This is a genomic window from Pseudomonas sp. SIMBA_041 (assembly GCF_046535095.1).
Classification (GTDB): domain Bacteria; phylum Pseudomonadota; class Gammaproteobacteria; order Pseudomonadales; family Pseudomonadaceae; genus Aquipseudomonas; species Aquipseudomonas mucoides.
This window is the reverse complement of record NZ_JAWRXJ010000002.1, coordinates 745,445-769,225: the sequence shown is the minus strand read 5'-3', so window position 1 is coordinate 769,225 and position 23,781 is coordinate 745,445. Positions and strand designations below refer to the sequence as shown.

Genomic DNA, 23,781 nt, shown 5'->3' with positions numbered 1-23,781 from the left:
CTCCACTCAGCCTCCCGAGGGGGCGGGTGAATCAAAAGCCAGATCAAAAGCTTTCAGGCGAGCTAACGCTCGGCCTGATGAGTGGTGAGAAGCGGCGGGTGTACACCGATGTATGTAGGAGCCTGGCTTGCCAGCGATGGCGGCCTGACAGCCTACCAATCCCTATCAGATACACCCGTTCCAACTGTGGGAGCGAGCCGGCTCCGGGCGGCGTTCCGACGAATGCTATTTAACATTCAACACCAATGTTGTCTGATATACCGCTTTCGCGAGCAGGCTCACTCCTACAGGGGATTGGCGTTTACTGGTGGATCAGCGGTGTTGCGTGGGCTTTGGCAGTTCGAGGTTGTCCATCATCCGGTTCGCGGCCAGTTCGGCGAGCATGACGATTTGCTGGATCGCCATGGCGGTGTTGCGGTGCGGGCCTTCCAGGTAGGCGGCAAAATCGCCGGCCATGACGCTGGCCTGGGCCAGGGTTTCACAGGTGTGGGCCAGCAGATCTTCGTCTTTGAGGTCCGGTGCAAGCATGAACATGGTGCTGGGTTTGCGAGTGGGCGGTGACTTCAGTACTGCAGGGTTGAGGTAGTGATTCAACGCGCGTTCGGCGGCGTCGTGGAATTTTTTGGAATCGACGGATTCGTAGGGGGAAACGTCGTCGGTTTCAGGAGGATTCGGAGTTTCTTTGAACATGGCATTTACCTTTTTTGAGTTAAGGGGCTGCCAGCTCTCGTTTTCCAGACGAAAGGGTGGCAGCTGCACGTGGACTGGAAAAACCGAGATAAAAGGATCAAAAACCCGGCAGACCCGAAGGTCTCCCACGTACAGCCGCCATAACTCAAAACTGCGAGCAAAAAAAGCGCCGCAGTATGCCATGGGGCATCACTTTTAATCTTCGGGTTTTCCAGACCCGGTCGCTGAAGTGCCAGCGACACCCAAAGCCTACCCATTTCCCGTCTGACCCAACAACCGACAGAACGCGTCGGAATCCTTCCCCAAAATCAGCGCGTCTGTAGGACAGTGAAATCAGTTCGCCAGCCGAACGTCTCCTGGCTTTCCGAGCCGTTGACGACCCACGAAGCTAAATGGCGATGCCCAGACCCGCTGGGACACAAAGCCCGTCGGCGGGAGGGGACAAGTGCTTTTCCGATAATTTTTTGTGGGTTGGTTTTTTGGCAGACTCCTGTGTTTCAACATCCTGACCACGACCTATTTATGTGGTCGAGTACTTTGGGAAATGTCTGATTGTTTTCTGTAAAGAGCGTCAGGCATGGTGCTGCCTCTGAGCACTGAAATGGAAGTCAAAAATGTCCGGCAAGCCTGCTGCGCGCAAGACCGATTCCGTGAGTTGTCCCCGCTGCGGTGGAACAGCCATCGAATCCGGGTCACCCGATGTATTTTTTGATGGTCTGCCCGCTGCCCGGGTAACCGACTGCACCACCTGCGGCAGTGTCTTGACCATGGGTGCCATGTCCTCGGTACAGATCAATGGCCAGGCAGCCTTAGTAACCGGTTCGCAAGGAAGTCATGGCGACACCATTACCGGTGGATCGTCGACCATCATCATCGGCAACAGCTTCACAGCTACGCCGGTTTCCCCGGTTAGTCCTATGCCTGCGCATTTGGTTGCGCCTGCTAATCACCAAGTTCCGATTACAGTACCCACATCCTCGCCAATGCCAGCCACCGTTGTTGACGACTCGGTTTTAGAGGAAGAGGAAGAAGAAGAGGAGCTAGAAGGTCAATCCGTAGGTATCTCTTTACGCATCGGCGTGTTCTTCGATGGGACGCTGAACAATGCGAATAACAGCGTGGTGGGGCAGCTGTGTGGCGCAACCCACGCCATCAAGCCTGAGGATCTGGACGCCAGTTGCAAACCGTATATGGCTGATACGGAAAGCAGCTATGCAAATGATGAGTCGAATATCAAAAAACTAAGCGATTTGTATTTTTCCTCTCGCGACGTTTTGGATGAGGGGAAATTGCATCTGAAATTTGAAACGGTGTATGTGGATGGGATAGGCACATCGTCCGGTCAACCCGATAGTTTGCTTGGAGCCGCAATGGGGCGCGGCGAAATGGGCGTCACTGGGAAAGTAGATGAGGCATTTAAAAAAATCGGGCGAGCTATCTATGACTTTTCCCAAACCTACCCCGATTCAAAGATCGTTCACTTAACGTTCGATACATTTGGCTTCAGCCGAGGTGCAGCGGCTGCGCGACATTTCTCCAATGAAGTCGCTCTGGGGCAGAATGGTCCGCTGGGCAACATCTCCAAGATATTTCGTGGGGCTTTCCACCAAGCCTATAACGTCGAATACCAGCACGATGTCCAAATGGGTTTTATCGGCTTGTTTGATACCGTGCCGTCAGTAGGCGGCTTGGCCAACCTGGGCTATGTACGTAGCCAGACACAACCAGGCCTCAAGCTGTACCTGCCACGCAGATTGTTTCCGAATGTCGTCCAATTGGCTGCACGGGATGAAATTCGTGCCAACTTCGCCTTGAGCCGAGTAAAGCCCGATCACTTGGAAATAACATTGCCTGGTGTGCACTCTGACATTGGTGGTGGCTACTTTCCTGAATCCGAAGAGAACCTGCTGATCAGTCCGATGCAGGTGCTGGTTGTCCCCGGTACGACGGACGTGAAATACACCTCGATCTATCGGGACGCGCAACAGGTGAAGGCTCGGTGGGAAGCTAAAGGCTGGCCGTCCGAAATGCTGGAGGTCGTTACACCGTATGGTCGGGGCTTGCCTACAGTTCAGCAAAATAGTGCTAACCCTGATAAGCAAGTCTATGCCGCATTACGGCTCAAACGACCTGTAAGAGGTGAATTGTCGCGGGTTTACCTGCGGGTCATGTACACGCTGGCCAAGGAACGGGGAGTGAGGTTTAGGCAGCTTGATGAGGAGTACCCGTCCTACAGCATCCCTGCGGAGCTACAGGCTCTAAGTGAGCGCTTTGTCGCGGGCGACTACAGTACAACGCCTGCCGAAGAGCATCTGCTCAAGTTGAAGTACATTCACACTTCGGCCAGCTGGAACCCACCGAAAATCCTGCAAGGTTCGACACCTCGAACCAGCGCAGGTTTACTCTACTTTAATGCCCCCACACCAGACGGGATCCGCGTACAACATCCCCACGTACCTGACTAGGAGTCACCAATATGCGAACACTATGGATCTTGTTGGGGGTTCTACTGGTGAGCGGCTGCCAAGCATCAGGCCAGTCCCGGGGACGCTCAGATCCCGATGCCGGGCCGTGGGCGTTGGGTTTTGTCACACCATATGCCATGGACGCCTGGGTTGAGGAGGCTGCCACAATTGACACCCTTGGGACTCTTTACCGCCGAATCGGCAGTGGCGTAGCATCCGGCGGGCGGAAAAACGGCCTGCCAGGGGCCAACGGTTGGCTGGTAACCGGTGGTGGCACCGAGAGGGACGTAAGGGACGCCAAGCTTCCGGTTCGCATCTATGTCCGCTGGCAATCACTGGCCGAGCCGCAAACGTATCAGGGTTGGTTTGAAATTCCGGAAGATGCGAGGCAGGTCATGCGTAATGCGTTGACCAAGGAGTGCACAAGCGTTCCTGAAGCGGCTTTTTTAGATCCGCTCGCGTCTGTACAGATAGGAATTGCCCCAGGTGGTGTGGTACAGGTGTGGGCATTGGATGAATGCCGACGAGCAATCAAGGTTGCACATTACCAAGCCGAGATTGAACCCAAGGGGCCTGGTTTAGGACTGTCCCATGGAAGTTATTTCCCTTTGGAAGAAGATTCCAAGCGTTATATCGAAAAGTACGGCATCCCTTACGGAAGCTGGTAAATGACCATAAATTCAGCCCGCCAACTGGCGGGCTTTTTTCTATCTGGCGCAGGGCTTCAAGCTTTAGATCAAATAACTCAATGCTCAATGCGGGAGCCAATGCCCATCTGGTAAACCTTCTAAAAGTGTAGGAGTGAGCCTGCTCGCGATGGCGGCGTGTCAGCCGACATCTATTTTGAATATCCGACCGTTATCGCGAGCAGGCTCACTCCTACAAGGGATCAGCGGTGTGGCGTGGGCTTGGGCAGTTCGAGGTTGTCCATCATCCGGTTCGCGGCCAGTTCGGCGAGCATGACGATCTGCTGGATGGCCATGGCGGTGTTGCGGTGCGGGCCTTCCAGGTAGGCGGCAAAATCGCCGGCCATGACGCTGGCCTGGGCCAGGGTTTCACAGGTGTGGGCCAGCAGATCTTCGTCTTTGAGGTCCGGTGCGAGTAGGAACATGGTGCTGGGTTTGCGGGTGGGCGGTGATTTCAGGGCTGCGGGGTTGAGGTAGTGATTCAACGCGCGTTCGGCGGCGTCGTGGAATTTTTTGGAATCGACGGAATCGTAGGGGGAAACGTCGTCGGTTTCCGGGGGATTCGGAGTTTCTTTAATCATATGGAAGTTACTCAATGGCGATGAAATGGAGCTGCCATCTTTCGATTTCCAGGCGAAAGGGTGGCAACTGTGCGCGGACTGGAAAAACCGGACCACCATCACACCCGGCAGACCTGAAGGTCTCCCGCGCACAGCCGCCATAACAAAGAACTGCGTGCAAAAAAAGCGCCGCAGTATGCCATGAGGTGTGATGGAGGGTTGTCAGGTTTTCCAGACCTGATCGCTGATTTGGCAGCGACACCCAAAGCCTACCCATTTCCCGTCTGACCCAACAACCGACAGAACGCGTCGGAATCCTTCCTCAAAATCAGCGCGTCTGTAGGACCGTGAGATCAGTTCGCCAGCCGAGCCACGCCCAGACTCCCGCTCAATTCATACGCCGCCAGCTCCGCCTGATGCGCCGCCAGAATCTCCGGCAACGAGCCGCGCAAGTACTCGACCCAGGTCTTGATCTTCGCGTCGAGATATTGCCGTGAAGGGTAGATCGCATACAGGTTCAGTTCCTGCGAGCGGTAGTTCGGCATCACCCGCACCAGCGTGCCGTTGCGCAGCCCTTCAATCGCGGCGTACACCGGCAGCACGCCAACGCCCATGCCGCTGGTGATCGCGGTCTTCATCGCGTCTGCCGAGTTGACCAGGAACGGTGAGCTGTTGATGGTCACGGTCTCCTGGCCATCGGGGCCGTCGAAGGCCCATTTTTCCAGCGGGATCACCGGGCTCACCAGGCGCAGGCACATGTGGTTCAGCAGATCGCTGGGCTTTTGCGCGCAACCGTTGGCTTTCACGTACGCCGGCGAGGCGCAGACGATGCTGTAGGTGATACCCAGCCGCTGGGACACGAAGCCGGAATCCGGCAGTTCGCTGGCGAGGACGATGGACACGTCGTAGCCCTCGTCGAGCAAGTCCGGCACGCGGTTGGCCATGGTCAGGTCGAAGGTCACGTCCGGGTGCGTCTTGCGATAACGGGCGATGGCGTCGATCACGAAGTGCTGACCGATGCCGGTCATGGTGTGCACCTTGAGTTGCCCGGCCGGCCGCGCATGGGCGTCGCTGGCCTCGGCTTCGGCTTCTTCGACGTAGGCGAGGATCTGCTCGCAGCGCAACAGGTAGCGCTTGCCGGCCTCGGTCAACGCGATGCGGCGGGTGGTGCGGTTGAGCAGGCGGGTTTGCAGGTGGGCTTCCAGGTTGGAGACCGCGCGCGAGACGTTGGCGGTGGTGGTGTCCAGTTGCACGGCGGCAGCGGTGAAGCTGCCGGCCTCGGCCACGTAACTGAAGGCGCGCATGTTTTGCAAAGTGTCCATGGGGTGCTCTCAAGGGAGATGGCAAATTGTGACACAAGGTTTCAAGGTCTGAGACCCCGACCAAGGGATTATCGCGTGAACGGTAACAAAGATTCACAAGAATCCCAGCTTATCGCCAACCAGACCCACCCCTAGAATTGCGCCACTGCAGGAGCCGGGCTTGCCCGCGATGGCAGCACCGCGGTCATCCAGACCCACCGCGGTGCTGCCATCGCGGGCAAGCCCGGCTCCCACAGGATTTCGTACCTCCCCTATTTCAGGAAATCGCAGCAGTGCCGCGTCGCATCAGCAGAGCGCTTCAGACGCTCAGTGTTTTGGCTTTAACCCTGGCAATCAGCGGCTGCATCGGTACCGGAGGTATTGCCCCGCAGGGCAAGGCACTGGAGGCTGATTCACTGGCCACCGACGAAGCTATTCAACACGCTGCGCAGGACGCGCACTGGCCCACCGCTCAGTGGTGGCGGGCCTATGGTGACCCACAACTGAACCGCTGGATCGACCTCGCCGTGCAAGGCAGCCCGAGCATGGCCATGGCGGCGGCGCGGGTGCGCCAGGCCAAATCCATGGCCGGCATCGCCGAGTCCGCCGAGTCGTTGCAGATCAACGGCGAATCCACCCTCAAACGCCACAACTGGCCCACCGATCAGTTTTACGGGCCGGGCGAGCTGGCCAACACGACCACCTGGGACAACAACGCCGCGCTGGGCTTCAGCTATGCGCTCGACCTCTGGGGCCGCGAAAGCAATGCCACCGAGCGCGCCGTGGACATGGCGCACATGAGCGCCGCCGAAGCGCGTCTGGCGCAGCTCGAATTGCAGAACAACATCGTGCGCGCCTACATCGAGCTGTCGTTGCATTACGCCCAGCGCGACATCATCGAGGCGACGCTGCAGCAGCAACAGCAGATTCTCGACCTCGCACAGAAGCGTCTGAACGGAGGCATCGGCACGCACTTTGAAGTCAGTCAGGCACAAACGCCGTTGCCGGAAACCCATCGCCAGATTGATGCGCTGGACGAAGAAATCGCCCTCAGCCGCAACCAGCTTGCGGCCCTGGCAGGCAAGGGGCCGGGCGAAGGCGCGCAATTGCAGCGGCCAACGCTGTCGTTGGGCGCCGCGCTGAAATTGCCGTCGTCGTTGCCCGCGCAATTGCTCGGCCAACGCCCGGACGTGGTTGCCAGTCGCTGGCAAGTGGCGGCGCAGGCTCGCGGTATCGATGTCGCCCACGCCGGTTTTTACCCCAACGTCGATCTGGTTGGCAGCCTCGGCTACATGGCCACGGGCGGTGGGGCGCTGGAGTTTTTGACCGGCAAGAAACTCAACTACAGCGTCGGCCCGGCGATCTCGTTGCCGATTTTCGACGGCGGGCGTTTGCGCTCCGAGTTGGGCGAAGCGTCGGCGGGGTATGACATCGCGGTGGCCAAGTACAACCAGACGCTGGTCAACGCGCTGAAAAGCATCTCCGATCAGTTGATCCGCCGCGAGTCGATGGACAAGCAACAGACTTTCGCCGCCGAGTCCGTGGCCACCGCGCAGAAGACCTATGACATCGCGATGATCGCCTATCAACGCGGGTTGACCGACTACCTCAATGTGCTTAACGCGCAGACGTTGTTGTTCAAGCAGCAGCAAGTTCAGCAGCAGGTGCAGGCGGCGCGGTTGAGTGCTCATGCGGAACTGGTGACGGCGTTGGGTGGCGGGCTGGGTGCGGGTAATGATGTGCCGAAAGATAGCCAGACCGCAGCGCCGAAAACCCCAGCCCTGCTTAAGAGCCTCTCGAATTGAACACGAACCCTGTGGGAGCGAGCTTGCTCGCGATGAGGCCGTGTCAGTCAATGCATGTGTCGCCTGACACTGCGCCATCGCGAGCAAGCTCGCTCACACAGGTTCTGCGACTTAATCGAATCTCAATGAGCAGGATTTCATGACTCCCTTGCCCGCACCCTTGCGCTGGCTGTATTCCCTTGAATGGCGCCGGGGCTTTTTCGACTGGGCACGCAGCGATGGCGTGACCTGGGTCTACATCTTCAAGGTGTTGTTCGCCGCCTTCCTGACCTTGTGGCTGGCCATGCGCCTGGAATTGCCGCAACCGCGCACGGCGATGATCACCGTGTTTATCGTCATGCAGCCGCAAAGCGGTCAGGTGTTCGCCAAGAGTTTTTACCGCTTTCTGGGCACCTTGACCGGCTCGGCGGTGATGGTGGCGCTGATTGCCTTGTTCGCGCAAAACACCGAACTGTTCCTCGGCTCGCTGGCGATCTGGGTCGGCATCTGTTCGGCCGGTGCGGCGCGGTATCGTAACTTTCGCGCCTACGGTTTTGTGTTGGCCGGCTACACCGCCGCGATGGTCGGTTTACCCGCGTTGGCGCACCCGGACGGCGCGTTCATGGCCGCCGTTTGGCGGGTGCTGGAAATCTCCCTTGGCATTCTCTGCTCGACGCTGGTCAGCGCCGCGATCCTGCCGCAAACCGCCAGCGCGGCGATGCGCAACGCCTTGTACCAGCGTTTCGGCGTGTTTGCCCGGTTCGCCACCGATGGCTTGCGCGGTCGCAGCAAACGGGAGGCTTTCGAAGCCAGCAACGTGCGTTTCATCGCTGAAGCGGTTGGGCTGGAAGGCTTGCGCAGCGTGACCGTGTTTGAAGACCCGCACATGCGTCGGCGCAACGGTCGGCTCAATCGTTTGAACAGCGAGTTCATGGGCATCACCACCCGCTTCAACGCCTTGCATCAGTTGCTCGAACGCTTGCGTAGCAGCGGTGCCGAGCCTGCGGTTGCGGCAATCAAACCGGGTCTGCAGGACCTCGCGGAAGTGCTCGACGGTTTCAGCGGTCGTGCCCTGACCGATGCGGACGCGGCACGCCTGGTTGTCGAGTTGAGCGCTTATAAAGAAGGTTTGCCGGCGCGGGTTCGCCGCTTGCGGGCGACTTTCCAGGAGAGCAACCCGAGCGACGCCGAGCTGCTGGATTTCCACACCGCTTACGAGTTGCTCTATCGCTTCGTCGACGACCTGCACAGTTATGCACAGACCCACGCCTCACTCGCCGATCACAGCCACGCGCGCGAGCAATGGGACGAGCCGTTCACCCCGCAAACCAACTGGATGGCCTCGGCGGCGTCGGGGATTCGGGCAGCGTTCATTCTGGTGGTGCTCGGCAGCTATTGGGTGGCGACCGCATGGCCCAGCGGCGCGACGATGACCTTGATTGCGGCAGCAACTGTCGGCCTTTCAGCCGCCACGCCGAACCCGAAACGCATGGCGTTTCAGATGGCCTGCGGGACGTTCCTTGGCGCACTGATCGGTTTCGTCGAGATGTTTTTCATCTTCCCGTGGATCGACGGATTCCCGTTGCTGTGCGTGATGCTCGCGCCGGTGATCGTGCTCGGTTCGTTCCTCACGTCGCGACCGCAATACGCCGGTGTCGGTCTTGGCTTGCTAATCTTCTTCAGCACCGGTTCGGTGCCGGACAACCTGACGGTCTACAACCCTTACGCCTTCATCAACGACTACATCGCCATGGTGCTCGGCATGCTGGTGTGCGCGGCGGCCGGGGCGATTATTTTGCCACCGAACAGTCGCTGGTTGTGGCGGCGGTTGGAGCAGGATTTGCGAGAGCAAGTGGTGTACGCGATCAGCGGCAAGCTCAAGGGATTGGCGTCGAGTTTTGAGAGCCGCACGCGGGACTTGCTGCATCAGGCGTATGGCCTCGCAGCGGGGCAACCGCAGGTACAAAGCAACTTGCTGCGCTGGATGTTCGTGGTGCTGGAAGTCGGCCACGCGATCATCGAGTTGCGCAAGGAGCAGGCGGTTCTGCCGGTGCACCCGGCCTACGCCGAATCGCAGCCGTGGCGCCAGGCAATCCGGGTGATGGGGCGTTCGCTGGTGCGGCTGTTTCTGCAACCGAGCCAGAACAATCTGGAGCGCAGTCTGGTCGCGGTCGACCATGCGATCAGCCGTGTGCAAGCCACTGACGAACCTTTCGCACCGCACTTCGACACCTCCGCCTTGCGTCGGGTGAAGAGCTACCTGCACTTCATTCGCACCTCGTTGCTGGACCCGCAATCACCGCTCTCGGCCTACACGAAAACCGCGCCGCAAGGACTTGAACATGCCTCGTGAAATCGCCTTCCACGGCGTGTACATGCCCACCATGACGCTGATGTTTTTCATCGCCGCCGCACTGGCTTGGGCGCTGGACCGGTTCTTGTCCGGGTTCGACCTGTACCGCTTCTTCTGGCACCCGGCGCTGCTGCGCCTGAGCCTGTTTACCTGCCTGTTCGGCGCCCTGGCGCTGACCGTTTACCGTTGACTCTCTTTCACTGAGAACGCCCTGATGAAAAAGCTTTTCAGCCTGCTCGCCACCCTGTTGGTGCTGGCCCTCGCGCTATGGATCGGCCGGACCTTGTGGGTGCATTACATGGACACCCCGTGGACCCGCGATGGCCGGGTGCGCGCCGACATCATCAACGTCGCCGCCGACGTCACCGGGGAAGTGGTGGACGTACCGGTGCGTGACAACCAACAAGTGAAGAAGGGCGATCTGCTGATGCAGATCGACCCCGAGCACTACCGCATCGCGGTCAAGCAGGCGCAGTCGCTGGTCGCATCACGCAAGGCAACGTGGGAGATGCGCAAGGTCAACGCCCGCCGCCGTGCGGACATGGACAACCTGGTGATCTCCCGGGAAAACCGTGACGACGCCAGCAACATCGCCGACTCGGCACTGGCCGATTATCAACACGCGCAGGCGCAACTCGAAGCCGCCGAGCTGAACCTCAAACGCACCGAAGTGCGGGCGGCGGTGGACGGGTACGTGACCAACCTCAACGTGCATCGCGGCGACTATGCGCGCATTGGCGAAGCGAAAATGGCCGTGGTCGATATGAACTCGTTCTGGGTGTATGGCTTCTTCGAAGAAACCAAATTGCCGCACGTGCGCGTGGGCGATAAGGCCGACATGCAGTTGATGAGTGGCGAGGTGCTGAAAGGGCATGTGGAGAGTATTTCTCGCGGCATCTACGACCGGGATAACCCTGAGAGCCGCGAACTGATTGCCGATGTGAACCCGACGTTCAACTGGGTGCGATTGGCGCAGCGAGTGCCGGTGCGGATTCACATTGATGAAGTGCCAGAGGGGGTGCTGTTGGCGGCGGGGATTACGTGTACGGTGGTGGTTAACCCAGCAGTTGGCGAGTAACCCTGTGGCGAGGGGGCAAGCCCCTTCGCCACAAAAAGCGACCGAGTCAGCCTTTGCAAAACGTCTCATGCAAGTGCCGCCAGATCAGCGTGCCGTCGGCGTCTTTCTCAAACACCACGGTCGAACGACGATCCGAATGCAGCCCGGTGGCATCGGTCTGTTGCTCGCGATAACTCACCACCGCGCCGCCGTCATACAGCGCCACACCGCGCAATTCACTGAGTTCGATCCTGAACCCGAGCTTCTTGCCGCCCGCCAGTTGAAACAGCTCGCTCAATGCCTCGAAATCCAGCACCCGGCCCAATGGCGAGATCATGGAAAACTGCGGTGAAAACCGGCTCAGCAGTTGTTCAAGTTCCGAGTCGTCTTGTTCTTCGGCCAACCATTGCTCGATGGCGACGTGGGCCTGGATGACTTCGTCGAAGTAGTGGGTGTAGTCGGTCATTGAAGTGTGTTCCTGAAATGTTCTGTGTTTGTTCGGACGCCATCGCGAGCAGGCTCACTCCTGCAAGGTTCTGTTGGGTGGCAGAGATAGCATTCACACCCAAGATCCCTGTAGGAGTGAGCCTGCTCGCGAAGAGGTCGGCCCGGTATCAGAGCTGCCCGCGCAACCCGAACCGCTTCATCAACCCCGATTCCAGCAACCCTTTTGGCAGCAAACCCGCTAACAACGGCAACGCCCGGCTGCCATTGCCCAATCGAATCAAACGCGGTGGCTTGCCCTGCTGCACCGCCTTGAGCAACCCCTGCGCAAACTCCCGGGCCGGCGTCGGTTTGTCCTGAGATGCCTTGGCCCGCGCACGAATGCCTTCGCGCAGGGGAAACCATGGCGATTGCTCGGTGATCAATTGTTCCGCTTCATGCCCGGCATTTTTAGCGAAGCTGGATTCGATGGCGCCCGGCTGGACTTCCATCACGCGAATACCGAACGGCGCCAGTTCCATGCGCAGCGCATCGCTCAACGCATGAACGGCTGCTTTCGAGGCGCAATAGGCGCCAGCAAACGGCGTGACCAGAATCCCTGAAACACTGCCGATGTTCACCACCAATCCCTTGGCGCGACGCAGCACCGGGAACAGCGCGCGTGTGACCCCGACGATGGCAAATACATTGGTCTCGAACTGCCGCTGCATCGCCGGTACACCGCCATCGAGCAGCGGCCCCATCGCGCCATAACCGGCGTTGTTGATCAGGATGTCGAGGCCGCCATGTTGCTGATTGATCTGCTCGCTCAGCTGTTCGAGCGCGGCGCCATCATTGACGTCCAGTTGCACGGCGGTGAAACCGGCGGCGGTTAGCGCGGCCACGTCTTCAGCCTTGCGGGCACTGGCCCAGACTTCGTAGCCGGCATTTTTGAACACGTCGGCAAGGGCACGGCCAATGCCGCTGGAGCAACCGGTAATCAACGCAACGGGCATGGCGCGGTCCTTGTGCAAATAAGAAGTGGGATTAATCGGAGAAACTACCCTGCAAACGCTCGGCGCGAAACTCCAGGGTTTGCGGGCGATAGCCGGGACGCAAGGGTGGCAAGGGCAAACAGTCTTCCCAGTTGGCGCCGGCCTGGAGCTCGCCGGGGCCACGATATCGCGGGGCTTCGTATTGGTTGTCGGCCAGATTGACCGTGTCACCCGGTGCATACGCCGCGATACGCCAGCGCAATTCGGTCAGCGGCACGTCGTTGCCATTGTTCATTTTCAGCTGTAACGGACGATCCGCCGGGCACTGCTCGGGCGCGTAGGTGATGCGCAGCTCCAGGCGCGCGAGTTGCTTGACCTCGCGGTTGTCGAGCCAGATCACCCATGTGGCCACCAGACCCAAACCGACGGCGGCCGCCACCGACACGGGAAACGCCTTGGACGGGTAGCGCAGCAACAGGATCAGCCAGGTGATGACCAGCAGGACGCCGATGAACATGTATGTACGCTCCTTGAACTCATGACCTCCATCCTACCGAAGGGCTGCGCGAATGGACATTCGTGGATCAAGCGCTGTTGCCGCTGGTCGCAACTGTAATTTCTGACAGTAGCCAGCCCACGTCACAAGCGATTAGCTGACCACTGGCTTACAGGGACGCGCCGGCATGCACTCTAAAACCTCCACCGTTTCGGTCGTCGACTCGCGAGCGCTGACGATCCGTTCCATTGATTATTGGCGCGAGGTTGAAGGCGAGCCGACTCAGGCACGCATCAACCGCACGCTCCACAATGCCGCCGGGCTCCCAATCATGCAGTGGGACCCCCGGCTTTGGGGGGTACGGGAACAAGATCCGCTGGCACCCGCCAATCTCGTCACGGTGTATTCGCTGTCCGATGTTGCCGTATCGACGCTGAGCGTTGATGCCGGCTCGCAGATCAATTTCTTCGGCCTGGCCAATGAAGTGCTGCAAGGCTGGGACAGTCGCGGCACACGACGCGAGGTTGAATACGACGAACGGCTGCGTCCGGTGACGGTATTTGAACACGTCGCCACAGCCCCACGACGTTGTGCCGAACGCATGGAGTATGGTCGTCCCGGTCAGGGTACCCAGGACCACAACCTATTGGGGCAATTGATTCGACAGGATGGCCCCGGCGGGACCGTGTTGTTTAAGGCGTTTACGATCACCGGTCAATGCTCTAGACACGTTCAACACTTCGCTCTGGACCCCGTCGCCCCTGATTGGCCAGCGTCGATTGCTGATCGCAATGATTTGTTGGAACCCGGCGATGGAGCTGTTTCGACCTGGCGATTCGGTCCTCTCGGGAACGTGCTGGAGTCGGTTGATGCCAGGCAGAACTGTCAGACGTTTGGTTTCACCCTTGATGGCCGACTGCGCCACAGTGTCTTGAAACTGGCAGGCAAGCCCTCTGGGCAAACACTGGTCAGCGAGATTGAGTACAACGCCCAAGGACAGATCACTCGCGAAGTGGCGGGTAACAACGTACAGACGACCCTCAAATATTCTCCGCAAGACGGACTCCTGATCGAGCGCCGGGCGCACAGCGAGCACCGCGGCTTGCTGCAACACCTGTTCTACACCTACGACCGAATGGGCAATGTGCTGAGTATCGAGGACAAGGCCTTGTCGACGCGCTACTTCGCTAATCAGCGTATTGAGCCGATCAGTCGTTTTTTCTACAACAGCCTTTATCAATTGATCAAGGCGACGGGTTGGGAGGCGCGCGCCCCCAGCCAAGGGCCGGCATCCGTTGGGCGCAACGATCCCGCGGCGCTCAGCAACTACGAGCAAACCTACCGTTATGACGAAAGCGGGAATTTGCTGAAGCTGGCACATGTCGGCTCGCAAAGTCCGGGACGTGATCTGAAAGCTGCGCAGTACAGCAATCGCTGTTTGCCCTGGCGTAACGGCGTGCCCCCCACGGAAGAACAAATCACGACGGCATTCGACGCCAAGGGCAATTTGCTGGAGCTGGATCAGGGGCGTTTTTTGACGTGGGACCTGCGCAATCAGTTGCAGTCGGTCAGCCCGGTGGAGCGCGATTCCGGACGCAATGACGTTGAGTCCTACCTCTACGATGGCGGTGGCCAACGGGTACGAAAAATTCGCTCGTTGCAGACCCATGCCAGAACCGTGATAGCCGAAGTGCGTTACTTGCCAGGGCTGGAACTGCGTACCGACAGTGGCACCGGTGAGAGGCTGGAAGTCATCACCGCACAGGCTGGCCTTAATTCCGTTCGGGTGTTGCACTGGGAAAGCGATCCACCGCCGGGCATCAACGATCAGTATCGGTACACCCTGGTCGATCACCTGAATTCCTGCACGGTGGAACTGGCTGACGATGCACAAGTCATCAGCCGGGAAGTTTTTTATCCCTTCGGTGAGACCGCGTGGTGTGCCGACACAGATGCCGTTGCAGTCGACTACAAAACCATTCGGTATTCAGGCAAGGAGCGGGATGCGACGAGGCTTTATTATTATGGGTTTCGGTACTACATACCGTGGCTACAGCGTTGGATAAATCCCGATCCGGCAGGTGCGGTGGATGGTTTGAACCTGTATCGAATGGTTAGAAATAACCCTGTCACGTTGATCGATATCGATGGACGGGAGCCTGATAAACCGAATACCCCCCCCCGCACCTCCAAGGCTACCTTCACTAGCCCTGCCACCTCCACCACCGCCTGGTTTCGGCCCAGTGCCGCCAGGGCCATCAGGGTCTGGGCAAGCCGCGCAGGCTAATAGGCTTTTTGAGCCAATTGTATTGGCGCGTCCGCAAATGCCAGCGAATCAGGCCTCAACGACATGGAAAACAGGTGACTATGTCGACACGGCCCAGCTGGCCAACACGATCAGTCAACTATTTGGTGTATCGGTTCGCCCTATAAAAGTAGTGGATGTAACACACGAAGAACTTTTTGAAAAAATCAGGTCTGTTCCTGGCAATGAAACGATGCAGTTCAACCAGGAAGAACTGCGTGCCAATCCTGCCGCCTGGACGTCGCCAGACGGAATAATTTATATGGGAGTAACCGCACCGGATTATTCTGAAAATGGTCAGCTTGATAGAGATAAAATTCGCTCGACGATTGTTCACGAAGCCTTGCATGCTTCTTCGCACGGACATATAGGTTTTCAGCAAGAGACGGATACGTCTGTCAGTAACAGTAATTATGACGAACACATTACCGACTACTTTGCCCATCAGGTCTTCAATGATATGTACCCCGGAGCGTTGTACAAAACGGGTTATTTCACAACGAGCGTAGGTGGCGAGGCTCAACATTGGGGCGGGAACATGGCTAAATTCATGATCGATTCCGGCCATGTGACAAGGAGCGAATTACAAAGCGGCTATTTTCAGACAGGCAGATTGAATCCGTTACCTAGCCAGTTGTTAGACAAATGGAAAACCTTTGCAAAGCAAAATAGAAATCCATTGAAAATGTGATTTGGCATTACATCGGCAGAAAAAAGCCCCCGCCCAACCCGCTGCGGATAGGAGACGCAGCGGGCTGGACGGGGGCTTTTATTTTGCTGAACGCTTACTGCGCGATGGTTTTCACCGACACGCCGCGCTCGATCGGGGTGGAGCGACCGTAGATATCTTCGAACCGCTCGATATCGTCTTCACCCAGGTAGCTGCCCGACTGCACTTCGATGATCTCGAGTGGAATCTTGCCCGGGTTACGCAAACGGTGGACCGACGCGATCGGAATGTAGGTCGACTGGTTTTCGCAGAGCAGGAACACGTTGTCGTCGCAGGTCACTTCAGCGGTGCCGCTGACCACGATCCAGTGTTCGGCGCGGTGGTGGTGCATTTGCAGCGACAGGCACGCGCCCGGTTTGACCGAGATGTGCTTGACCTGGAAGCGGCCGCCCATGTCCACCGAGTCGTAGGAACCCCACGGACGATAGACTTCGCAGTGGTTCTGGGTTTCGCTGCGACCCTGTTCGTTGAGGGTGTTGACCATCTGTTTCACGCCTTGGACCGAGTCCTTGTGCGCAATCATCATGGCGTCCTTGGTTTCGACCACCACGATGTTTTCCAGGCCGATCACCGACACCAGTTTGCCGTTGCCGTGGATCATGCAGTTTTTGCTGTCCTGGATGACCACGTCGCCTTTGGTGACGTTGCCGTTGGCGTCTTTTTCATTGACTTCCCACAGCGACGCCCAGCAACCGACATCGCTCCAGCCAGCGGTCAGCGGCACGACGCAGGCACGCTGGGTTTTTTCCATCACCGCGTAGTCGATGGAGTTGTCTGGGCAGCAGGCGAAGGTGGCTTCGTCGAAGGTGATGGTGTCGGCATCTTGCTCGCTGCGTTCGAGGGTCAGCAGGCAGGTGTCGTAGATGTCCGGGTCGTGCTTTTTCAGTTCTTCGAGGAAGCGGCTGGCGCGGAACAGGAACATGCCGCTGTTCCAGAAATAACCACCGGATTCGACATATTCGGTGGCGCGTTTGACGTCAGGTTTTTCGACGAAGTGCGAAACGCGGCTGACGCCTTCCGGCAGCAGCGAATCATTGGTCGACTTGATGTAGCCATAACCGGTTTCCGGTTTGGTGGCCGGCACGCCGAACAGCACCATTTCGCCGTTTTCCGCCGCGACGGTGGCCAGGGCCAGGGCGCGTTGCAGGGCTTTCTGGTCTTCCAGCACGTGGTCGGCCGGCAGCACCAGCATCAGCTCGTCACGACCTTCATTGACCAGCATCATCGCGGTCAGGGCCACGGCCGGCGCGGTGTTGCGACCGAACGGTTCCATCAGAATGCGCTGGGCTTCGAGTTTGCGGTTACTCAACTGCTCGTTGACGATGAAGCGGTGGTCCTTGTTGCACACCACGATAGGGGTGTCCATGCCTTCGAACACCAGGCGTTCCAGGGTTTGCTGGAACAGTGTGTGTTCGCCGGTCAGGGCAAGGAATTGCTTGGGAAACTGTTTACGCGAAAGCGGCCAAAGACGTGAGCCGCTACCACCTGACAAGATCACCGGAATCATGTTGTTACTCCTTTAAAATCGATTGGTTAGAGCTACGAACGTTCTGTCGTTTCACTCTTGTTGTTGTCTCGTTCTGAACGCTCACCTCGGCCCCTGTGGGAGCCTGGCTTGCCAGCGATGCAGACGACTCGGTTTTTCAGATTCACCGAGGTGATGCCATCGCTGGCAAGCCAGCGCCCACAGAGAGCCGGGTCAGTTCAGAGAATTGATTAGCGCGTCGACACCGGGCGTTTTACCCAGACTGGCGACAGGCTGCTGCCGTTGCCGGTGACGTACAGCACGGCCGCTTCACCGCGTTCCAGGGCAACCGGTTTTACATCGCCGACTTTTTTGTCGCCTTCAAACAGCGCCAGGCTGACTTTCACCGGGTTGATCTCACGCTCGCCACGGCCCTTGGCGGCCACGCTTGGCACCACGTCGGTCTTGCCGTCAGCGGTTTTCAGGGTCAGCGGCTTGTCGCTCAGGTTCTGCAGACGCACCAGGGACTTCTGCTTGTTCTTGAACGGCGGTTCTTCAATCAGTTGCGGCGCGCCGGAAGCGTTGTTGACCAGGGTGTAATAGTGGTCACCGGCGAGTTTCACCGGCAGGGTCTGGCTGCCGACCTTGGCGCTGTAGTCGCCGCCCGGCATGAAGCTGAAGTCGGTGCTGGACAGCGGTGCGACGTCGCTCAGGTTAGTGGTGCCGACGGTGGCGCTGACTTCAGCATTACCGGCGTTGTAGACCCGTACGAAGCTCGAGCCTTTGGGTGCGGTCGGGCCGTAGAGTGCGGCGTCGCCACCGGCGAAGGCGTGCATCGACAGAACGCTCATGCCAGCGACAAGAGCGAAAGTCTTAGCGAGACGGCGAGGAGTAGTAGTGAAAGTCATGGTGTACCTCTCTTTCAGTTTTGCGCCCGGTCGGGCGTCTCGGATTTAGTGTTTGCGGCTACGTTTTGTTGGCGGGCGCCGGCTTCTTTGAGCTCTGCGACCCACTGCGGGTCGGCGTCGCCGATTTCGTTGTTCACAGGCAGATAGCGTTCAGGAAACTCCCAGATCAGCACCTGTGGCGGGCTGTTCTTGAAAGCATCGCTTTTCAGGTAACTGAGCATCGGCAGGATCGGGCCGTGGCCGTCTTCGGCGTAATTGACCACGTCGCTGCGCAGCGCTTGTTTCAGTGCGCCGACGAAGTTCCAGTTCGGGTTGGCGCTGTAGCTGGTGCCGATCAGGGCCACCGGCACTTCAGTGTTGGCGAACAGGGCGTCGTCACCGGCCGGCTGATCGCCAGCCGCCACGGTGTTGCGCTTCTGCAGCGGTTCTTGCGCCGGCATCAGGTTTTCGAACAGCGGGTCCAGCGGCAGGAACAAGCGCAGGTCGCCTTTGTGCGTGACTTTCTCCGCAGGTGTAGTGACGAAGTTTTGCGGTTCGCCGCTCAGCGGGAGTTTGTCGGCGATGGTTTTGGCCAGGGTCTCGGCGGCGACTTGTGCGCCTTCCGGCGTCCAGTGAGTGTCGGTGCGCAGGAACACTTGCTGACCATTCTGCTTGGCCTTTTGCAGCGGGCCGAGCAGGTCGGGGGCGAGGATCTTGTCGGCCGCGACACGGTCGTGGAAGTCCTTGTAGAGGTTGGCGTGAATGCTCGAAGGCTTCACCTCACCCAGGTGTTCCGGGTACAGGCGGGTCTTGGCCGGCACGATCGCCATCACCAGTTGCACGCCTTGCTCTTTCAGGGTCTGGCGCACGCCTTCGACCAGCGCGTAGTTGCCTTGCAGGTTCAGCTCTTCGTTGACGATCGGGTTGAACTCTTCATCGCTATAGAGCCACTGATCGCGGCCGAGCACGACGCCCGGACGACCTTCGTTGAACAGTTTGAAATCCAGCGCGGCCCAGAGGTTGGTGCCCAGGCGCTTGATCGGAAACTCGTCGTCGTAGTGCGTCTCCACGGCTTTGGTCCAGCGGCCGTTGAGCACCGTGGTGTCGGCACTGGTGCTGAAACCAAAGAAGCTGCGCGTGGACCACAGGCCCAAGACCAACAGGGTCAACAGGAACAGGGCGATGTAGAAGATGCGTAATGAGCGGGTCATGGTCAGATCCCTCAGAACTGGAAGTAAAGGAACGGCGAGAAGCTTTGCGCCGAGAGTTTGAAAATCGAAGCGATGAACAGCAGCAGCACCAGGGCGCGCATCACGTAACGCGACCAGTCAGCGGTCCAGTAGGCCGGTTGCACGGTGGCTTCGACGCCAACGGTGTAACCCGGTTGGTGGATGCTGGCCGGGTTGTCGCCCGGTACGGCTTTGATCGTTCCAGGGGTCGCAGCGGCAGGACCATCGGTCTCGACGTTGACGGCAGGCTTGGTCTTCTCTGGCGGACGGTTAGTGTAGAAATCACGGATGCCGAAGAACGCCAGGGTCACGTAAGCCACCACCAGGGTTGCCACTTGCAGGCCGGTGAGGCTGGCCTGGTTGAGTTCCGACAGCGACCATTCGCCGAAGCTGAACATCGCGCCGTACATACGGCCGGCAACGTGCAGGTTTTCCGAGCGGAAGATCACCCAGCCCATCACCACCAGCAGGAACGTCAGCGCCCAGCGGATCGGGTTGATGCTGCGCGGCGAGGTGTTCAGGCCCAGCGCTTTTTCAATCGCCAGCCACATGCCGTGCCACGCACCCCAGACGATGTAGGTGATGTTCGCGCCGTGCCACAGACCACCGAGCAGCATGGTCAGGAACAGGTTGCGATAGGTCATCAGTGTGCCTTTGCGGTTACCGCCCAGCGTGATGTACAGGTAGTCACGCAGCCAGGTGGAGAGGCTGATGTGCCAGCGACGCCAGAACTCGGTGATCGACTGGCTGATGTACGGCTGCTTGAAGTTTTCCATGAAGCGGAAACCCATCATCAAGCCCAGGCCGATGGCCATGTCGCTGTAGCCGGAGAAGTCGAAATACAGTTGCGCGGTGTAGGCCAGTGCGCCGAGCCAGGCATCGCCCGTGGTCGGGTTTTGCAAGGCGAAGCAGTGGTCGGCGACGACGGCGAGGGTGTCGGCGATGAAGACCTTTTTGATGAAACCCTGCATGAACCGCGTGCAGCCCTCGGAGAACTTGTCGAGGGTGTGGGTGCGGTTGTTGAACTGGTCGGCAAGGTCGCGGAAACGCAGGACCGGGCCGGCAATCAAGTGCGGGAAGATCGCCACGAACGCTGCAAAGTCGATCAGGTTGCGGGTCGCTGGGGTGTCACCACGGTAGACGTCGATGATGTAGCTGATGGACTCGAAGATGTAGAACGAGATCCCGATCGGCAACAGCACGTGGGTCAGGATGAACGGCGACAGACCGACTGAGGTCATCATCGCGTTGATGCTGTCGACACCGAAATTGGCGTACTTGAAGTAGCCCAGGATGCACAGGTCGACGGCGACGCCGAGCAGCAGCCAGCGCTGGGCCGGTTTGGTCCGCACGCCCGCGGCACCGACTTTGAGGCCGATCCAGTAGTTCCACAGCGTGACGGCGGCGAACAGCGCGAGAAAGTCCACGCGCCACCAGGCATAGAACACGTAGCTGGCGATCAGCAGCAGCAGGTTGCGATAGCGTATTCCGCTCAAGTAGTACAAGCCGAGAAAGATCGGCAAGAACAGAAACAGGAACACATTGGATGAAAATACCATCCCGATCTCTCCATGTTTAACCAACAGTCAAGGGCCGCAGCCCCCCCAAACCCCCCACCGAAATCCGGAGGGCGTAACACACAAAACTCAAACTTGACGCTAAACCTGTGGGAGCGGGCTTGCCCGCGATAGCGGTGGGTCAGTCGACATCAATGTTGAATGTCAGACCGCCATCGCGGGCAAGCCCGCTCCCACAGGTTTTGTATTTTTCCTAGGAACCCTTGTTGCCTTTTTCATTGGCCGGGTCGTAGACCTTGGTCAGATCCCCACCGAGGCGGAAGGTCTTGAACGGCTGCATCTTGTGTTTCTGTTGCAGCACATCCGGCGCGCAGGTGTAGAGCGTGCAGAACGGTTCGAGCCAGGCGAATTTCGAGTCGATCTTGAGATCGGTCATGTCCTGTTCCTTGCCGTTCTTCTTCTCGAAGATGTCCGGGTCTTTAATCCCGGCCAGTACCTGATCACCCAGGCGTTTCAGCGCGCCGTTGTTTTCCTGGCGCAAGTCCACACCGTTGACCTGAGCGAAACTGGCGATCATCGCCAGAGGCGGCAACGCGTAGTTGTGGTAGGCGAGGGCGCGTTGCTGGCGCTTGAGTTCGTTCGGCAGGAAACCCTGCGCGTCGACCTGATTGGCGCCGACCTTGTATTCCTTCACGGCCCAGTCAAACAGGTCGCGGCGGTTGGTTGCGACCGACGTGGCCATCACCGACCAGGCCGCCCAGTACGAGTGATTGTTGGTTTTCTCAAGCGGCAGGTTGTCCCAGTCGCTGACCACCTGATCGGCCATTTTGCTGAACCAGGCTTCGATCATCTGCGACTCTTGCTGATGGTTGGCCAGCGGATGCGAGTCGGAGAACTTCAGGCGGATGTACGACGACGCCATGCTGCCCAGTGCCCATTTGCGCATGGACTTGCCGGTGTGGTTGAAGTCCTTGGACATCAACGCATCGGCCTTGGCCCAGGCGGTCAGCCAGGTCAAGGTGCATTCGAGTTGTTCCGGGCGACCGTCACGCATGAATTGCATCACGCGCTTGCTGGTGCCGCGTTCGATCTTGGTGATGTCGGCGGTGCTGTCGCGGAAGGCTTTTTCCGATTGCACGTTCAGGGTCGAACGGGCCTTGTCGGAGCCTTCGTATTTGCTGCGAAATTGCAGCGAGCCGGTGTACGGCGTCGGCATCGCATCACAGCCTTCACTGCTGTCGCCGGTTTTGACTTTTTCAATCGGCGCGAAGTAACCCTGTGGCGGGCGCAGGGGCGCGGCAGCCTGGGTGGCGCCGGCGAACATCGCCAGGGTCAGTAACGATGGCGCGAGCAGATTTTTCAACGTTCGGTTTCGCATGGCAGACCTCATTGCCCGGCCTGAGCAGTTCGCTGCTCAGCACTCGGGAATACGTTGCGTTTGCAGATTTTCGCTTCGACTTTTTGCGGCGCGGCACCGGCTTCAGGGCCCTGGACTTCGACGGCCAGCAGATTCTGCGAGGCCCAGTCTTCGTCTGTGCGCAACTCAAAGGCGAAACGCCCGTCGGTGTCGGAGGTTTCCGGTTTTTCGATTTTGATGTCCTCGTGGCGACCGTTCATGTACCAGAGGGTGGCTTGCAGGGTTTTCACCGACGGATCGGCGAAGCGGATGTCGACCTGGTGGCTGCTGTTTTGCAGGTTCAGGTTTTTGCTGTTGACCATCAATTCGTTCTTGCCCGGCTTCAGCGTGGTGCTGCCGGACAGTTGTGCATCCTTGCCTTCGCAACCGTTGTCCAGCAGCGCCATCATCTGGCGGTAGATGGTTTCCTGGTCGAGGCGATAGAGCGGCGAGAACTCCCAGATCAAAATCTTTGGCGGCTTGGTCTGGAATTCTTCGCTGCCCAGGTACTGCAGCATCGAACCTTCCAGGCCACCGCCGGGGAACGCCACGTTGAGGATGTCGGCGCCGATGGCCTCTTCGAGGAAACCGGCGAAGTTGTAGTTCTTGCCACTGTGGCTCGTGCCTACCAGGGTGATCTCCGGATTGCCGGCGTCGCTGAACAGATCGCCGTCGGCGGCTTCGCCTTTGGGCTCGGTGGTGAATTGATCCATGTACTGGATCGCGTAGCTGGTGCCACAGAGTTGACCGGCCATGTTGTGCAATGTTCCGGTCTTGCCCATGCGACCCGACCTGTGGGTCTCGAATTCGCGTTTCGGAATGCCGGCAAACGCTGGAATCTGCTTGACCTTTTCCGCGACGATTTTCGCGGTGCGCTGGGCGCCATACGGCGTCCAGTGTTGGTCGCCGCGGAAGTAGAAGTCGTGGGCGGGCAGGGTGTCGGGCAGCGATTCGTTGGTCAGTGGCGACAGGTCCGGCACGACGTAACCCATGGCGGCGAAACGCCCGAGCATGGTCTTGTAGTTCTTCAATGCTTTGTCGAAATCGTACTTGGCTTTTTCTTCCGGGTTGAGCTTGTTGCGGTTCACCAGGCCACGAGTGGGTTGATAAACAACAACGAGCTCCACGCCTTTGCTCTTGAACGCATCGTGCAGTTCTTTCATGCGTTTGTAGCCGGCGGGGGAGGTGTCGAATTCGGTGCGCAAGTCTTCTTGCGTACGGAACAGCCAGTCGCCCTGAGCCTGCACCAACGTGGTGAAGTTCTGTTGATAACGCGTGGTGTAATTCTTCGCGTCATGGGCTTCGGGGCACAGGTTGCAGCACGGTTCGGCAGCAAACTTCGGCGCTTGAGCGTCGTCCGCACGAACACCAGCGCTGGCCGCGAGAATGCCGGCGGTCAGGGCCGACAGGCTGAGTAATTTGATCAAGTGTGGGTGCATAAA

The 23,781-nt window shown here is 58.8% G+C and carries 20 protein-coding genes; 8 read left to right on the top strand and 12 right to left on the bottom strand.

Annotated features, from left to right (window positions below):
* Positions 1–312: 312 nt before the first annotated feature.
* On the bottom strand, positions 313–690 hold the full coding sequence (locus SB725_RS07235) for a DUF6124 family protein (protein WP_410921474.1): 378 nt from the start codon (positions 688–690) through the stop codon (positions 313–315).
* Between the two features lie 614 nt (positions 691–1,304).
* Here SB725_RS07235 and SB725_RS07230 point away from each other — a divergent pair.
* Together SB725_RS07230 and SB725_RS07225 are read left to right on the top strand one after the other, a co-directional pair.
* The gene (locus tag SB725_RS07230) at positions 1,305–3,155 is read left to right on the top strand and encodes a PAAR domain-containing protein (RefSeq protein ID WP_410921473.1); all 1,851 of its coding nucleotides are present in this window, start codon (positions 1,305–1,307) and stop codon (positions 3,153–3,155) included.
* A gap of 11 nt (positions 3,156–3,166) precedes the next feature.
* The gene (locus SB725_RS07225) at positions 3,167–3,823 is read left to right on the top strand and encodes a DUF2931 family protein (RefSeq protein ID WP_410921472.1); all 657 of its coding nucleotides are present in this window, start codon (positions 3,167–3,169) and stop codon (positions 3,821–3,823) included.
* 221 nt (positions 3,824–4,044) lie between these two features.
* Here the strand turns inward: SB725_RS07225 and SB725_RS07220 are convergent, their stop codons facing one another.
* Positions 4,045–4,422 (bottom strand): DUF6124 family protein, encoded by a 378-nt coding sequence (locus tag SB725_RS07220; RefSeq protein WP_410921471.1) that lies wholly within the window; start codon positions 4,420–4,422, stop codon positions 4,045–4,047.
* 332 nt (positions 4,423–4,754) lie between these two features.
* Complete coding sequence (locus SB725_RS07215) at positions 4,755–5,723, bottom strand: LysR family transcriptional regulator (RefSeq protein ID WP_410921470.1); 969 nt, start codon at positions 5,721–5,723, stop codon at positions 4,755–4,757.
* A gap of 272 nt (positions 5,724–5,995) precedes the next feature.
* Here SB725_RS07215 and SB725_RS07210 point away from each other — a divergent pair, with 272 nt between their 5' ends.
* The 4 genes from SB725_RS07210 (at position 5,996) to SB725_RS07195 (ending at position 10,917) form a co-directional block, all read left to right on the top strand.
* Entirely contained in the window at positions 5,996–7,507 is a 1,512-nt protein-coding gene (locus SB725_RS07210) for an efflux transporter outer membrane subunit (protein ID WP_027924599.1), read from the top strand.
* A 139-nt stretch (positions 7,508–7,646) separates the two neighbouring features.
* Positions 7,647–9,839 (top strand): FUSC family protein, encoded by a 2,193-nt coding sequence (locus SB725_RS07205; RefSeq protein ID WP_059181589.1) that lies wholly within the window; start codon positions 7,647–7,649, stop codon positions 9,837–9,839.
* A complete protein-coding gene (locus SB725_RS07200; protein WP_007896379.1) occupies positions 9,829–10,029 on the top strand; it encodes a DUF1656 domain-containing protein in 201 nt (66 codons plus the stop codon). The genes SB725_RS07205 and SB725_RS07200 overlap by 11 nt, the downstream gene beginning before the upstream one ends.
* Positions 10,030–10,053: 24 nt before the next feature.
* Positions 10,054–10,917, top strand: coding sequence for an HlyD family secretion protein (locus SB725_RS07195; protein WP_027924601.1), 864 nt, complete (start codon positions 10,054–10,056; stop codon positions 10,915–10,917).
* 46 nt (positions 10,918–10,963) lie between these two features.
* Here SB725_RS07195 and SB725_RS07190 read toward each other — a convergent pair whose 3' ends face one another.
* The 3 genes from SB725_RS07190 to SB725_RS07180 form a co-directional block, all read right to left on the bottom strand.
* Complete coding sequence (locus SB725_RS07190; protein WP_027924602.1) at positions 10,964–11,362, bottom strand: DUF4440 domain-containing protein; 399 nt, start codon at positions 11,360–11,362, stop codon at positions 10,964–10,966.
* A gap of 148 nt (positions 11,363–11,510) precedes the next feature.
* The gene (locus SB725_RS07185; RefSeq protein WP_027924603.1) at positions 11,511–12,335 is read right to left on the bottom strand and encodes an SDR family oxidoreductase; all 825 of its coding nucleotides are present in this window, start codon (positions 12,333–12,335) and stop codon (positions 11,511–11,513) included.
* 31 nt (positions 12,336–12,366) lie between these two features.
* On the bottom strand, positions 12,367–12,831 hold the full coding sequence (locus SB725_RS07180) for a hypothetical protein (RefSeq protein WP_027924604.1): 465 nt from the start codon (positions 12,829–12,831) through the stop codon (positions 12,367–12,369).
* Positions 12,832–12,997: 166 nt separating this feature from the next.
* Here SB725_RS07180 and SB725_RS07175 point away from each other — a divergent pair, with 166 nt between their 5' ends.
* Together SB725_RS07175 and SB725_RS07170 are read left to right on the top strand one after the other, a co-directional pair.
* A complete protein-coding gene (locus SB725_RS07175) occupies positions 12,998–15,097 on the top strand; it encodes an RHS repeat-associated core domain-containing protein (protein WP_410921469.1) in 2,100 nt (699 codons plus the stop codon).
* 37 nt (positions 15,098–15,134) lie between these two features.
* Entirely contained in the window at positions 15,135–15,806 is a 672-nt protein-coding gene (locus SB725_RS07170) for a hypothetical protein (protein ID WP_050590219.1), read from the top strand.
* Between the two features lie 94 nt (positions 15,807–15,900).
* Here the strand turns inward: SB725_RS07170 and SB725_RS07165 are convergent, their stop codons facing one another.
* The 6 genes from SB725_RS07165 to SB725_RS07140 form a co-directional block, all read right to left on the bottom strand.
* The gene (locus SB725_RS07165) at positions 15,901–17,352 is read right to left on the bottom strand and encodes a mannose-1-phosphate guanylyltransferase/mannose-6-phosphate isomerase (RefSeq protein ID WP_027924835.1); all 1,452 of its coding nucleotides are present in this window, start codon (positions 17,350–17,352) and stop codon (positions 15,901–15,903) included.
* A gap of 209 nt (positions 17,353–17,561) precedes the next feature.
* Positions 17,562–18,218, bottom strand: a complete 657-nt coding sequence (locus SB725_RS07160) for an alginate O-acetyltransferase AlgF (RefSeq protein WP_027924836.1) — start codon at positions 18,216–18,218, stop codon at positions 17,562–17,564.
* Between the two features lie 14 nt (positions 18,219–18,232).
* A complete protein-coding gene (locus SB725_RS07155; protein WP_027924837.1) occupies positions 18,233–19,408 on the bottom strand; it encodes an alginate O-acetyltransferase in 1,176 nt (391 codons plus the stop codon).
* Between the two features lie 11 nt (positions 19,409–19,419).
* Positions 19,420–20,985, bottom strand: coding sequence for an MBOAT family O-acyltransferase (locus SB725_RS07150; protein WP_027924838.1), 1,566 nt, complete (start codon positions 20,983–20,985; stop codon positions 19,420–19,422).
* A gap of 211 nt (positions 20,986–21,196) precedes the next feature.
* Positions 21,197–22,321 carry a mannuronate-specific alginate lyase gene (locus SB725_RS07145; RefSeq protein WP_027924839.1) on the bottom strand — a complete coding sequence of 375 codons (1,125 nt, stop codon included), beginning with the start codon at positions 22,319–22,321 and terminating at the stop codon, positions 21,197–21,199.
* Positions 22,322–22,329: 8 nt separating this feature from the next.
* Positions 22,330–23,778 (bottom strand): alginate O-acetyltransferase, encoded by a 1,449-nt coding sequence (locus tag SB725_RS07140; RefSeq protein WP_027924840.1) that lies wholly within the window; start codon positions 23,776–23,778, stop codon positions 22,330–22,332.
* Between the last annotated feature and the right edge of the window lie 3 nt (positions 23,779–23,781).